The 11,712-nt window shown below is 71.1% G+C and carries 18 protein-coding genes; all 18 read left to right on the top strand.

Going from position 1 to position 11,712, the window contains the following annotated elements:
• The first annotated feature begins 6 nt into the window (after nucleotides 1-6).
• The 18 genes from ACGF5G_RS08505 to ACGF5G_RS08420 all read left to right on the top strand — a co-directional run bounded on the left by ACGF5G_RS08505 (nucleotide 7) and on the right by ACGF5G_RS08420 (nucleotide 11,675).
• Entirely contained in the window at nucleotides 7-381 is a 375-nt protein-coding gene (locus ACGF5G_RS08505) for a hypothetical protein (protein ID WP_393260224.1), read from the top strand.
• Between the two features lie 102 nt (nucleotides 382-483).
• Nucleotides 484-2,082: a phage portal protein gene (locus ACGF5G_RS08500; RefSeq protein ID WP_393260221.1), complete on the top strand. Its 1,599-nt coding sequence runs from the start codon at nucleotides 484-486 to the stop codon at nucleotides 2,080-2,082.
• A 1-nt stretch (nucleotide 2,083) separates the two neighbouring features.
• Complete coding sequence (locus ACGF5G_RS08495; RefSeq protein ID WP_393260218.1) at nucleotides 2,084-3,391, top strand: hypothetical protein; 1,308 nt, start codon at nucleotides 2,084-2,086, stop codon at nucleotides 3,389-3,391.
• Between the two features lie 112 nt (nucleotides 3,392-3,503).
• Complete coding sequence (locus ACGF5G_RS08490) at nucleotides 3,504-3,896, top strand: hypothetical protein (protein WP_393260216.1); 393 nt, start codon at nucleotides 3,504-3,506, stop codon at nucleotides 3,894-3,896.
• A 63-nt stretch (nucleotides 3,897-3,959) separates the two neighbouring features.
• Nucleotides 3,960-4,238, top strand: a complete 279-nt coding sequence (locus tag ACGF5G_RS08485; protein ID WP_393260213.1) for a hypothetical protein — start codon at nucleotides 3,960-3,962, stop codon at nucleotides 4,236-4,238.
• Nucleotides 4,235-4,723: a head fiber protein gene (locus ACGF5G_RS08480; RefSeq protein ID WP_393260211.1), complete on the top strand. Its 489-nt coding sequence runs from the start codon at nucleotides 4,235-4,237 to the stop codon at nucleotides 4,721-4,723. Before ACGF5G_RS08485 ends, ACGF5G_RS08480 begins: the two co-directional genes overlap by 4 nt.
• A 424-nt stretch (nucleotides 4,724-5,147) precedes the next feature.
• The gene (locus ACGF5G_RS08475) at nucleotides 5,148-5,729 is read left to right on the top strand and encodes a hypothetical protein (protein ID WP_393260209.1); all 582 of its coding nucleotides are present in this window, start codon (nucleotides 5,148-5,150) and stop codon (nucleotides 5,727-5,729) included.
• 48 nt (nucleotides 5,730-5,777) lie between these two features.
• Complete coding sequence (locus tag ACGF5G_RS08470) at nucleotides 5,778-6,170, top strand: head decoration protein (protein WP_393260207.1); 393 nt, start codon at nucleotides 5,778-5,780, stop codon at nucleotides 6,168-6,170.
• 17 nt (nucleotides 6,171-6,187) lie between these two features.
• On the top strand, nucleotides 6,188-7,219 hold the full coding sequence (locus tag ACGF5G_RS08465) for a major capsid protein (protein ID WP_393260204.1): 1,032 nt from the start codon (nucleotides 6,188-6,190) through the stop codon (nucleotides 7,217-7,219).
• 14 nt (nucleotides 7,220-7,233) lie between these two features.
• Entirely contained in the window at nucleotides 7,234-7,842 is a 609-nt protein-coding gene (locus tag ACGF5G_RS08460) for a hypothetical protein (protein WP_393260202.1), read from the top strand.
• Between the two features lie 69 nt (nucleotides 7,843-7,911).
• A complete protein-coding gene (locus ACGF5G_RS08455) occupies nucleotides 7,912-8,619 on the top strand; it encodes a hypothetical protein (protein WP_393260199.1) in 708 nt (235 codons plus the stop codon).
• Complete coding sequence (locus ACGF5G_RS08450) at nucleotides 8,606-8,917, top strand: hypothetical protein (protein ID WP_393260197.1); 312 nt, start codon at nucleotides 8,606-8,608, stop codon at nucleotides 8,915-8,917. The genes ACGF5G_RS08455 and ACGF5G_RS08450 overlap by 14 nt, the downstream gene beginning before the upstream one ends.
• A gap of 12 nt (nucleotides 8,918-8,929) precedes the next feature.
• Nucleotides 8,930-9,379 carry a hypothetical protein gene (locus ACGF5G_RS08445; RefSeq protein ID WP_393260194.1) on the top strand — a complete coding sequence of 150 codons (450 nt, stop codon included), beginning with the start codon at nucleotides 8,930-8,932 and terminating at the stop codon, nucleotides 9,377-9,379.
• Nucleotides 9,376-9,768, top strand: a complete 393-nt coding sequence (locus ACGF5G_RS08440) for a hypothetical protein (protein ID WP_393260192.1) — start codon at nucleotides 9,376-9,378, stop codon at nucleotides 9,766-9,768. Before ACGF5G_RS08445 ends, ACGF5G_RS08440 begins: the two co-directional genes overlap by 4 nt.
• Before the next feature lie 64 nt (nucleotides 9,769-9,832).
• Complete coding sequence (locus ACGF5G_RS08435; protein WP_393260190.1) at nucleotides 9,833-10,498, top strand: hypothetical protein; 666 nt, start codon at nucleotides 9,833-9,835, stop codon at nucleotides 10,496-10,498.
• A 137-nt stretch (nucleotides 10,499-10,635) separates the two neighbouring features.
• Nucleotides 10,636-10,833 (top strand): hypothetical protein, encoded by a 198-nt coding sequence (locus ACGF5G_RS08430; protein WP_393260188.1) that lies wholly within the window; start codon nucleotides 10,636-10,638, stop codon nucleotides 10,831-10,833.
• A gap of 30 nt (nucleotides 10,834-10,863) precedes the next feature.
• Nucleotides 10,864-11,220: a hypothetical protein gene (locus ACGF5G_RS08425; RefSeq protein WP_393260186.1), complete on the top strand. Its 357-nt coding sequence runs from the start codon at nucleotides 10,864-10,866 to the stop codon at nucleotides 11,218-11,220.
• A gap of 146 nt (nucleotides 11,221-11,366) precedes the next feature.
• Nucleotides 11,367-11,675 (top strand): hypothetical protein, encoded by a 309-nt coding sequence (locus ACGF5G_RS08420; RefSeq protein ID WP_393260183.1) that lies wholly within the window; start codon nucleotides 11,367-11,369, stop codon nucleotides 11,673-11,675.
• The last annotated feature ends 37 nt before the right edge of the window (nucleotides 11,676-11,712 follow it).

Genomic DNA, 11,712 nt, shown 5'->3' with positions numbered 1-11,712 from the left:
GTGCCCGTGATCATCCTCCGCGACTATCGCCAGGCCCGCCGGCGCGCCCGATGGGCCGCTGCGCGCGGGCATCCTGCGGGCGTCTTCGGCGGGCCGATGGACTGGTTGCGCTGGAGCATCGAGAGCGAGCTGCAGAGCGCCTGGACGGCCGCATGCGTCGCCTTCGACAGGTGGGCTCCGCTGCCGGCGCCATGGGATGTGGCGCTGAGTCGCAGGGTGCGCAGCGGGCGCCGCTGGCCACAGATCGACTACGACCTGCCGGGCTGCTGCGCCGTGTGCGACGCCCGGTGGCATGCCGGGCGATGTCTCCGGAACCACCCCGCCTGCTGGCGCGCCATCGAGCGCGCCGGCGAGCTGGCCTTGCAGGGCCGCGAAAAGTGACCGGCCCGCCAGATGCGAGCCGGCGGGCCAGTCCACCGCCCAGTGCGTCCCGAGACGGTGTTGTGGGCCTGAGTGCAGCAACCAGCCCGAGAGGGGGTGTCGGTGGCGATCGACGTCAGTCAGCGGCGCTCTCCGGGGTGGTGGCTGCACAGGCTGTTCAACCAGCTCGCGGACCGCAACCGGCGCAACCGGCTACAGCTGCTGTACGACTTCGGCCGCGGCGAGGCCCCTCTGCCCGACGGGCTGGAAGCGGCCCGAGAGAGCTTCCGGATCTTCCTCAAGCAGAGCCGCTCGAACTTCGCGGGCCTGATCGTCAGCGCGGTGTCGGAACGGATGACGCCGACTGGATTCAGGACCGCGGTGGACGACGACGAGACCGGTGACGCCGACGCCGCCGCGCTGTGGAAGCGCGCCGGCATGGACGTCCGCTCGGCCGACCTGCACCGCATGATGCTGACGATGGGTGAGGCCTACGTCATCGTGGGCCCCGTCGACGAGGAGACCGGCGCTCCGGTTATCACCGCCGAAGACCCGCGGACGATGGTCGCCGAGCCGGACCCTCGGATCCCGTGGCGCCCACTGGCGGCGCTCAAGATCCAGCATGACGACGTCGACGGCGTTGACCGCGCGTACGTCTACCTGCCGGGCAAGGTCTACGTGGCGACACGGAAGAGCAGGCTCGGCCTGGCCGGGTGGGCGCCGACCGATCGTTCGCCCCACCAGGTGCTTTCGTCGCTGGTGCTGTCGTTCGATCCGCGCACCTGGGACTGGGACACCGAGCGCGGCGGGGCGGAGGGGCAGACGCTCCCGCACAACCGCATGCCGGTGGTCCGGTTCGTCAACGAGGACGGGCTCGGCGAGTTCGAGCAGCACATCGATCTGCTCAACCGGATCAACAACGTGATCTTGCAGCGGATGACGATCACCGTCCTGCAGGCCTACAAGCAGCGGGCCGTGAAAGGCGTCCCGCTGGAGTACCCGGCGGGACACCCGAAGGCGGGCCAGAGGATCGACTACAGCCAGGTCTTCTCCATGGACCCGGCGGCGCTCTGGCTGCTGCCGGCCAGCGCCGACATCTGGGAGTCCGGCCAGGTCGACCTGACTGGCATCCTCAGCGCCGTCAAGGACGACATCCAGACGCTCGCCGGCGTGTCCAAGACCCCGATGCACAGCTTCATGCCGAGCGGCGCGAACCAGAGCGCCGAGGGCGCGATGCTGCAGCGCGAGGAGCTGGTGTTCAAGGTCGAGGACCGGATCACCCGCACGTCCCACCCGTGGGCGTGGGTGATGAGCCTCGCCTTCGAGCAGCTGCGCCAGGTCGATCGCGCAGACCTCGCCAAGCTGCAGGTGCTGTGGCGCTCCCCGCACCGGCTGTCACTGATCGAGCGCGCGGACTCCGCGAGCAAGGCCACCGACATCCCGTGGCGCACCCGCATGTCGACGATCTGGGAGTTCTCGCCCGGCGACATCGACCGGATGGCCGCGGAGCGCGCCGACGAGCTGCTTTTCGAGGCTCAGCTGGCCGCGCAGGCCGCGCAGCTGGCAGGCACAGATCTGGCGCCACAGGGTCCGCCGGGCTCTCGGCCGCAGCGCGGTCGCGCCGCGCCGGGCGTGCCGGACGTTCCGACGCCGGATGACCCGCTGGCCAACCCGACGCAGGGCTTGCCGACAGCCAGGAGGAGCCGCGCGGAGGTGAGCTGACGTGCCCACCCGCGACGGTCAGCTCACGGCCGCCGAGCTGGCGCAGATCTACGCGCTGGTCGAGACGTACGCGACGATCCGGGAGCAGCTCACGCAGCTCGCGGTGACAGGTGCGCTGGCGCCGTTCCGGGTGCTGCGCAACTGGTACGACACCGGGCTGATCGCCGTGGCCGCCCTGGAGGCGCTGCGGGTGGTGCAGCCCGCGCAGCGGCGCATGGCTGAGGTCACCGACGCCTACCTGGCGCGGGTGATGACCACGATGACCGGCCGGACGCACCGTCCGGTCGGCGCGGTGGATGTCACCCGGCTGCGGCGAGCCCTCACCGACGAGCTGGCCGACGTGGTCGACGACATCGACGACCTGGAGGTCATTCCGTCCGGCGAGCTGGGCATCGGCGACTACTTCGACGACGACTACCCGTTCGACGACGATGTGTGGGCCGACGACGACACCTGGGACGACGACGGGATCTGGGAGGACCCGGCGTTCGACCCGGACGTGGAGCCCGAGCGCGAGGACGTCGACCGGCCGCGCCGCCCTGTGCTGCGCGAGCCGGATCCGCGGCTGGGCGACTTCGAGCCGATCGACATGGTCGAGGTCTACTCGCGCATCGCCGCCGAGTACCGCTACCAGGTGTCGACGGGCGTGACGAAGGAGAAGGCGAAGAAGGCCGCGCTCGACCGGGCGGAGACCATCGCCAAGACCGACATCGCGCTGGCCGCCCGCGAGCAGGAGCACGAGTTCTTCACCCAGCTCGACGACCGGGAGATCATCGGCTGGCGTCGGATCCTGCGGCCCGAGCTGTCGAAGAGCAAGCTCTCGTGCGGCTTGTGTGTGGTGGCGGCCGACCGGCTCTACCACCGCGAGCACCTCAAGGAGATCCACGCCAACTGCAACTGCGCAGTCCTGCCGGTGCGGCGCACCGCGGACCCGGGGTTGCAGCTCAACGACGAGGACCTGCAGCGGCTGTACAAGGCTGCCGGCAGCACCGGCGGCGGCAAGCGGCAGTTCGGCGCCCTGAAGTACGTCAGGGTGGTCGTTACCGAGGACGGCGAGCTGGGTCCGATCGTGGCCGAGGCCCCAGACACCCTGAAGCGGGGCCGTTCCCGTCGACGCACCGCCAAGCAGGCCGCCCGGGCGCAGCGACGCTACCGGGTGCTGCCGCCCGAGGAGCGCCTGCCCGGCCTGGAGCGGTACGCCGCCGACCTGCGCCGCCGCTATCTCGCCGGCGAGCAGAACCTGGCGCTGGCCATCGAGCACGCCGACCGGCTCATCGACGACGTGCGCGGGCAGCTGGCCCGCGTGTAGCCGTCACGTCCACAGACCAGGGTCGGGCGGCGCGAGGGGATGCGCGCCGTCCGGCCCTTCTCCATCCCCACGCGTCCCAGCTTGGAGTCCCGCCGACGTGCGCATTCAGGTCATGAACCTTCCCGACCAGATGATCGACGGAGCGATGCACAACCGCTTCCTGCTCGTCGTGGACGGACATCCGGCCGCCGGCACCTCCCAGGGCGATGCGTTCGCGCGCCGGTTCGACGAGTTCGCGCGATCCGTGGGTGCCGCTGGCGGTCTCGTCTCCCGCGAACCGGTGGAGATCGAGGAGCCGACGGCGTCCGCCGAGATGCTGACGGAGATCGTCCGCCAGCTCGACGAGCTGATCTCTCGCCGACTCGACGAGCACGTGGCCGCGCGCACGTCGTTCCACGTCCACGGCGTCACGGTCCCGCAGCGGCCCCACGAGGACACCGTGCGGTGGATGTGCGAGGCGAGTCGACGCGCCCGGGTCACCGCGGAGCGGCCGGCGTCCGCCTAGGCGACGGATCCGGTCGCGACATGCCAGTTCCCAACCCCGCCGCATCACGAGAGGTGGTGTGACATGGCCGGATCTCCGCAGCACGCGACCTTGGCCGCGAACACCGTCACCACGCTGACCTTCGACGAGGACTTCCCCGAGGTGGAGGTCCTGAACGTAGACGGTGCCGAAGCCGTCTACTTCCGCACCGACGGACAGAACCCGACCGTAGGCGGCACCGGCTCGCAGGTGATCCCCGCAGTCATCGGTGGTCTGATCGTGCACCCCAGGACCAGCGGCAACACGATCGTCAAGCTCATCTCCACCGGGACGCCCCGGGTGTCGGTGAGGGGGATCGCGTGACCCGCACCGTGTACGGACCGGCCGCAGGCGACGGCGCCCTGGAAGCGCACGCCGCCACTCACGAGCCGGGCGGCAGCGACCCGCTGGCCGCCAACGCCGCGGCGGGCGTCGCCAGCCTGCGCTCGCTGGGCACAACAGCCACCACCGCAGCCGCCGGTAACCACAGCCACGCTGGCCTGACCGCCGACCAGGCGGCAGGAACAGCCTCGGTGCGCACGCTCGGCACCGGGGCGCAGCAGGCCGCCGCCGGTAACCACAGCCACGCCGGTCTGACCGCCGACCAGGCGGCAGCGACTGCGTCGGTGCGCACGCTGGGCACCGGGGCGCAGCAGGCCGCCGCTGGCAGCCACGGACACGCTGGGCTGCTTACCGGTTCGGCGACTGCCGTCAACAACAGCACCGCAACGGACATCGCCGGCTTGGTGGCGGACTTCAACGCCTTGCTGGTCGCCCTTCGAGCCCGGGGCATCATCTCCGGCTCCTAGCAGGCGCAACGCGCCGCTCACCCGCCCATCGAGGCGGGTTTTTTCATGCCCGCCATGGGCGCTTATCCGACCAACCCGACATGGGGAGATCATGCGTTTTCAGCCCGACCTGCCGGTTCACCCGCACCTGACTCACCCGCGCACGGGCGAGCCTCTGCGGGCACTCGGCGTCACCAAGCGCGGCACCGAGATCTGGCCCGTCATGGGCGGTTCCCAGCCGACCGGTGAGCCCCCGGCCCCGACCGGCGAACAGGCGTCGACGCCGCCTGCCCCGGTCCCGACGCCGCCTGCGCCGACGCCGCAGCCGCCGGCCCCCGCGCCGGCGCCGCAGCCGCCGACGAACCCTCCGGTTCCGCAGCCCAACCCCGCGCCCGCCACGGGCAACGGTGAGCACGGATTCCCCGAGGGCACGCCGCTGGCGCAGATGACCGAAGGGCAGCAGGCCGCGTACTGGCGCTACCACTCGCGCAAGTGGCAGAGCCGCGCCGAGTCCATGTCCGACTACGACCAGCTCAAGGCCCAGGCCGCGGAGCTGGAGCAGCTCCGACAGGCCTCGATGACCGAGCAGCAGCGCGCGGTGGAGGCCGCGCGTCAGGAGGGCCGGGCCGCCGCACTGGCGGAGTCCGGCGCCCAGCTCGTCGAGCAGTTCATGATCGCGGCCCTCGGCGACCGGCTGACACCGGAGCAGAAGACCGCGCTGATCTCCCCGCTCGATCGCAAGCAGTTCCTCGCGGCCGACGGGCTCCGGGTCGACACCGCCAAGGTGAACGCCTGGGCCTCGGTGGCCGCGCCTGTGCAGGCCGCACCGGCCGTGCAGGCTCCGCCGCCGGCGACCACGCCGGCTCCGGCCGCCCCCGCCGCGCCGCCCGCCACGGGCGCCCCGGCTTCTCCGCTCGACATGGGCCAGGGCACGCCGACGACCAGCAAGCCGAACGGCCTGGAGGCCGGCCGGCTCATCGCCCAGCAGCGCTTCGGCACCGCGAAGCAGCCCGCGCCCGCGCAGTAGCCGCGGTCCGCGCTGGGCGCCTCCAGCATTCGAAAGGACACGTCCAGCATGGACATCTCCCTCCAGACGGAGGCCTACGTCGTCGAGAACCGGGCGTGGCTCGGCTCGCGCGACGGCACTGAGGTCACCCAGGGAATCACCCTCGACCCGGCCCTGTTCACGGCCGCCACGCACTTCCCGGACGGCTTCGTGCCGTCGGGAACGGTCCTGGCGAAGGTCACCGCGACCGGCTTCTACGGGCCCTACGACAACACCAAGACCAACGGCCAGGAAGTGGCCGAGGGCTTCCTCTTCAACTCGACCCCGATGCGTACGGGCGGCCCGCGGGTCGGCGCCCCCCTGCACTGGCGGGGCGTCATCCGCACGGCGAAGTTGCCGGCCAACAGCGGCCTCGACGCCGCGGCCCGCACGGACCTCGCCGCCAAGTTCCGGTTCCAGTGAGGGGCGGCAACTAAACCATGATCGTCGATGAGTACATCGAGCCGGCCGTCCTGACCGGTTTCGTCCGTGAGGTCCCCGCCCCGGCGGAGCTGATCCTCAACCGCTTCCTCCCCGACCGCTACATCGCGGACATCGAGGCGGCGTTCGACCAGGTCACCAAGGTCAACCGGGCCGCGAGCTTCCGCGCCTGGGACGCCGAGACCAAGGTCGGCGAGCGGGACCGCTTCCAGCGCTCGCGCATCAAGCTGCCCCCGCTCGGAGTCAAGACCCCGATCGGCGAGCAGGAGCGCCTGCTGCTGGAGCGCATCCGCACCGGCGGCGACAACCGCAACGGCTACGTGGACGCGATCTACGACGACGCGGCCAACAACGCCCGCGCGGTCTACAACCGCATGGAGATCGCCCGCGGCGACGTGCTCCAGGACTGGAAGTTCACGCTGACCGGCGAGGGCAACCTCAGCCTGGAGGCCGACTTCGGGATGCCCGCGGGTCACGCCGTCACGGCCAGCGTCGTGTGGTCCGACCACGCCGACGCCAGCCCGCTGACGGACCTGAAGGCGTGGGTCAAGAACTACGTCGACGCCAACGGCGTGCGGCCGGCCTACATGCTCACCTCCTCCACCGTCATCAGCAACCTGCTGATGTCGCGGGAGATCCGGGAGCTGGCCGGCAGTCTCGCTGGCGTGCCGACGCTGGTCACCGAGCAGCAGCTCAACCAGGTCCTCACCGCGCACCGCCTGCCGGTGCTGGTGGAGTACGACACCCGCATCGACGTCGACGACGTCGACACCCGGGTCATCGCCGAGGACCGGATCATCTTCCTCCCGGCCGACCCCAGCTCCCTGGGCTTCACTGCCTGGGGTGTGACCGCCGAGTCCCTGGAGCTGGCCGCCGGCCAGAACCCGTCGCTGGAGTTCACCCAGCTGCCCGGCCTCGTCGGCGTCGTGCTCAAGGAGGGCGACCCGTTGCGGATCTGGACCAAGGTCGGCGCGGTCGGCATGCCCCTGATCACCAACCCGCGGCGACTCATGGTCGCCGACGTCCTCTGATCGGGGGAGAGCTGATGGCGAAGCCGAAGAGGCTCGCCACCACCGTGTACGTCGCCGGTCGGGCCTGGGGCCCGGCCGACGACGTCCCGGCCGAGGTGGCCGAGCTGATCAAGAACCCGAAGGCGTGGGCCTCCGACGACGTGGAGGAGCCCACCGAGGCGAAGGCCAAGCGCGCCGGCACCTCGTCCGGCGTCCGCCTGGCCTCCACCGTCTACGTCGACGGCCAGGCCTACGGCCCGAACGACCGGATCCCGGCCGACGTGGCCGCACGGATCCGCAACCCGAAGGCGTGGGAGGGCGGCGAGCTGCCCGCCGGCGTCGAGGCCAGCAGCCCGCTGCGCGGCCCCGAGCCGGCACAGCCGACCACCGCCTCTGCTCAGGCCTCCGGCGGCGACGCCGGAGCCACGGAGCAGGCCGCCGAGCCTGACGCCGAGGGCACTGCGACCGCGGACGGCGACTCGGCCCGGATCCAGGCCCCGCCGCGTGCGGGCGCGGGCTCCGGCGCCGACGCGTGGGCAGCCTTCGCTGCCGCCAACGGCGTCCAGGTCGATGCCGACGCCAGCCGCAACGACATCATCGCCGCGTGCGTGCGCGCCGGCGTGATCGCCGAGGACGGTAAGTAGGTCGACGAGCCCGCCCGGGGGTCAGGTCACCCCTGACCCTCGGGCGCCTACCGTCCGAGGGGAGGCTGGATGAGCGTCGTCGATGTCGGCGATGTCGTCGAGGTGACCTTCTCTACCGCAGCCGGCGCGACGGTGACCGTCACCTGGCTGGATCCGGAGGGCGTGCCCGCGGTCTTGGACGCTCCGACGGTCGAGACGCCGGCGGGATCCGGCCAGTACCTGGCCGCGTACGCGCCGACCGTGCCCGGCGTGTGGGAGGCGCGGTTCCGTGCGACCGGCACGACGACCGCCGTCGAGCGGTACTTCGTGCGCGCTCGGGCGCTCGATGGGCCGCCTCCGCTGGCCACCGTCGGCGAGGTCGCGGAGCTGTTCGGCACCATGACTCCGGCGCAGGAATCTCTGACGGCCGCCCTTCTGCGGCGCGCCTCGGAGATGGTGCGGGCGCACTTCCCTGACCTGGCCGCTCGCGTGGCCAGCGGGATGCTCAGCGCCGAAGCCCCGGCCATGGCCGTGATCAACATGGTGCTGCGCGTACTGCGCAACCCCGACGGCCTGCGCGCCGAGACGACCGGCCCGTTCAGCCGCACCTACGACACCACCGTGGCAGCCGGTCTGCTCGTGGTCAGCGACGGCGAGCTGGCGCTGATGACCAGCGGCGTGCCCGCAGACGAGACGGCGCTGCCGGTCGGCAGCGTCATCGCCAGGGCGGGCCTGGCGGACAACGTCTGGGGCGACTCCATCGAGTACCGCCTGAGGACGTGGCATGGCCTCCGGTGACCAGATCACCGTCGAGGTGATCCGGCCGCCGGCGAAAGACACCTTCGGCGACCCGCTACCGGGTCCGCCGGACGACTTCCTCATCCCGGGTTGCCTGTTCGCTCCGGGCCCGAGCGCCGAGATCGTCGACGGCGCCAACCAGGTGCGCACCGACGGCACCGTGTACGCGCCGGCCGGTGCCGATGTCCGCCCCGACGACAAGGTCAAGGTGCGCGGGGTGATCTACGAGGTGGTCGGCCGGCCCCAGGACTGGGGGCGCGCCGGCGTCGTGGTCGTCCTGCGCGAGGTCACCGGCTGAGGGGGTGACGCGGTGCCCGCGTTCCTGCTCAGGTTCAACCTCAACCGCTCGGAGGTCGAGCGCATCGCCGTCGGCTCCGAGTGCCGGCAGATGGTGCGCCAGCACGGCGAGATGGCCAAGGCGTACGCCGAGGGCCTCGCCTCCGAGATCTACAGCGGTGCCGATGACGACGACGGCATCCACTACCGCGACTCCTTTGAGCTGGACGTGCTCACGGTCCATGGCATCACGCCGGAGTGGCCGATGAGCCGCGCCGGCTCCCGACTGTGGAACTCCGCGCCGCACGCGGGCGCCATCGAGTTCGGCTACCAGGGCCTGTTCACCCGCGCCGAGGGCCAGGAGGTGCTCGGCCGGACGCTGGACTTCCTCTGGAGCCTCGACGGCCGAATCGACGCGTCGGAGTTCGACTACGACGACGGTGACGAGGGGTCGATGTCCGTCCACGACTGGACGGACGAATGACCGCCCCGCGCTTCCCGGACGTCCAGAAGGTGCTCGCAGCGGCCCTGGCCGCGTTGGTGGGTGGGCCCGAGCACACCGGCAGCGAGACGCCCGACGACCTGCAGGACCGACTGCCGTACATCCGGGTCCGGCGCCGGGGCGGCCCGAGCGACCGGTTCAGTGACTACGCGAGCGTCGAGGTCGATGTCTTCGCCAGCCGCTACGACGTCGCCGAACCTCTGGCCGAGGCAGTCCGGGAGCTGCTGACCGGCACGCCGATCACGGTCGGCCGCGCGGTGATCGATCGCATCACCTGCCCCAACGGGCCTGTCGAACGGCCCTGGGGTCCTGGTGTGCGCCGCTTCGGTGCCACCTACCGAGTTGTCTCGCGGCGCTACGCCCCGAGCTGAGCCCACACCCCATTCGCCCCGCATGTCGGGGCTTTTTTCATGCCTCGACCCGAAAGGGGGCACTGTGCCCTACTCCGCTCTGCGGGACAAGAAGCAGGAGCTGGTGAGGAAGGCCAAGGACGGCAGCGTCTTCATCGCAGACAAGGCCACCGTCACCGCCGTCCTCGGCGAACTCACCACCGGCGCGACCGCGGACCTGGCGACGCTGCCGACCGGCTACGAGGACCTCGGCTGGATGTCGACGGCCGGCGCGAGCTACGGCCGCACCACCGAGTCGTCCCAGGTGCAGGCCTTCGGCTCGACCGAGCCGATCCGGGAGGACATCACCCGGGACACGATCACCATGCAGGTGGTCGCCTATGAGACCAAGTTGCTGACGGTCGGCCTTTACACGGGCGTCGACACGTCCGGAGTGTTGGCCAAGGCCGTCACCGGCGAGGTCTCGATCGAGAAGCCGAACCTGCCCAACCCGCGGTACTACCACGCGCTGGGCCTGTTCGTGGACCAGTCGAGCGACGGAGAAATCTACATCGCTCGATACATGCCGAACGCGCGCATTACCGAGTACGGCGAGCAGGCGTACGGCGAGGGAGACGAGCCGATCGGCTACCCGATGACATTTACCGGTTTCGATGACTCGACGGCTGGATACAGCCACCGGTGGATCTTCGGAGGGCCCGGCTGGCTCGCCCTTCTGGACAAGATGGGCATCGATCAGGCCACCGCCTGACCAGCACGAACACAGGGGCGACGCATCACTGCGTCGCCCCTTTTTCGTGCCCACGACCGTCGGGGCGGCCCGCTGTGGGCTCGGGCCGTCCCGGCCATCACCCCAGCCCACGCCACGACCCCCGCGAGGAGACGGCGATGGCCGCCAAGGAGCAGTTCAAGACCTTCGTCAAGGACGGCAAGGAGCGGGTCGCGTACTCGCCCTCCGACGTCGTCGCCCTGCGCTTCGACGGCTGGACCGAGAAGGTCACGCCCCGCCAGCCGCCCAGCAGCAGCGCGACCCGGACCTCCGGCGGCACCAGCGCCGCCAAGGCCGACACCGACGCCAGCAAGTAACCCACCTCAGCAGAAGGAGCCCACATCTCCATGACCACCGACGACCGCAGCCCCGACCGCCTGCCGGAGGAGCGCCCGGACGGGCCGCGCACCGACGTCGCCCTGGACCTCGACACCCTGGAGCGCGAGGGCGCCAAGGATCCGTTCACGTTCCGCCACGGCGGCAAGCGGTTCATGATGAGCGACCCGCAGGAAATCGACTGGCAGAAGCTGCTCGTCGCCCTCCGCGACCCGGTGTTCTTCATGACGCTGGCCCTCCCCGCCGACGACCGCGAGGAGTTCTTCAGCCTCGACATGCCGAGCTGGAAGATGAACCGCCTCGTCAAGGCGTACAGCGAGCACTACGGGCTGCCGAGCCCGGGGGAAGCCGCCGGCTCGCCCTCCTGATCCGCAGGTACGGGCGAGCCATCGAGGCCGACCTTCCGCACCACTACCCGGGCCATGACCTCGGCACGGAGTGGCGGGCCCGCCGGTGGCGTCGACTGCTCAACTGGATCGACCACCTCCCGCGCAACAGCTACTTCATCGAGGCGATGACCGCCGACCCGGAGTGGGCGAAGCAGGTCATGGCCCACTCGCCGGCCGATGCGCCGCCGCGCGCCCGCATGTCGGACTGGTCGCCGGAAGTGGAGCGGCTCACCGACCTGTGCGATCTGCTCTCCGAGGCGATCCGCGCGATGGCGTCGCTCAAGGGCGTCAAGCCCGGACCGGCGAGGCGCATGCCGCGGCCAAGGACCGCGCTGGACCGCGAGCGCAACCGCCGCCGCTGGAGGCAGCACAACTCCCTGACCGCGCGACTGCTGCCGCACAAGGCCGCTGAGGGGGCGGGCTCGAACGCCTGAGCCCGCCCCGCCGGCCGTCTGACCTGAAAGCGAGGTC

The sequence above is a fragment of the Micromonospora sp. NPDC047730 genome (genome assembly GCF_043204765.1).
Taxonomy (GTDB): Bacteria; Actinomycetota; Actinomycetes; order Mycobacteriales; family Micromonosporaceae; genus Micromonospora.
The sequence above is the reverse complement of the archived record's forward strand: the minus strand, read 5'-3'. Positions and strand labels throughout refer to the sequence as shown.

Coding starts and splice junctions, on each gene's coding strand:
- ACGF5G_RS08490 (WP_393260216.1), top strand. CDS start 3,504: ATGAACCTTCCCGACCAGATGATCGACGGAGCGATGCACAACCGCTTC.
- ACGF5G_RS08485 (WP_393260213.1), top strand. CDS start 3,960: ATGGCCGGATCTCCGCAGCACGCGACCTTGGCCGCGAACACCGTCACC.
- ACGF5G_RS08475 (WP_393260209.1), top strand. CDS start 5,148: ATGACCGAAGGGCAGCAGGCCGCGTACTGGCGCTACCACTCGCGCAAG.
- ACGF5G_RS08470 (WP_393260207.1), top strand. CDS start 5,778: ATGGACATCTCCCTCCAGACGGAGGCCTACGTCGTCGAGAACCGGGCG.
- ACGF5G_RS08465 (WP_393260204.1), top strand. CDS start 6,188: ATGATCGTCGATGAGTACATCGAGCCGGCCGTCCTGACCGGTTTCGTC.
- ACGF5G_RS08460 (WP_393260202.1), top strand. CDS start 7,234: ATGGCGAAGCCGAAGAGGCTCGCCACCACCGTGTACGTCGCCGGTCGG.
- ACGF5G_RS08455 (WP_393260199.1), top strand. CDS start 7,912: ATGAGCGTCGTCGATGTCGGCGATGTCGTCGAGGTGACCTTCTCTACC.
- ACGF5G_RS08450 (WP_393260197.1), top strand. CDS start 8,606: ATGGCCTCCGGTGACCAGATCACCGTCGAGGTGATCCGGCCGCCGGCG.
- ACGF5G_RS08440 (WP_393260192.1), top strand. CDS start 9,376: ATGACCGCCCCGCGCTTCCCGGACGTCCAGAAGGTGCTCGCAGCGGCC.
- ACGF5G_RS08430 (WP_393260188.1), top strand. CDS start 10,636: ATGGCCGCCAAGGAGCAGTTCAAGACCTTCGTCAAGGACGGCAAGGAG.
- ACGF5G_RS08425 (WP_393260186.1), top strand. CDS start 10,864: ATGACCACCGACGACCGCAGCCCCGACCGCCTGCCGGAGGAGCGCCCG.
- ACGF5G_RS08420 (WP_393260183.1), top strand. CDS start 11,367: ATGACCGCCGACCCGGAGTGGGCGAAGCAGGTCATGGCCCACTCGCCG.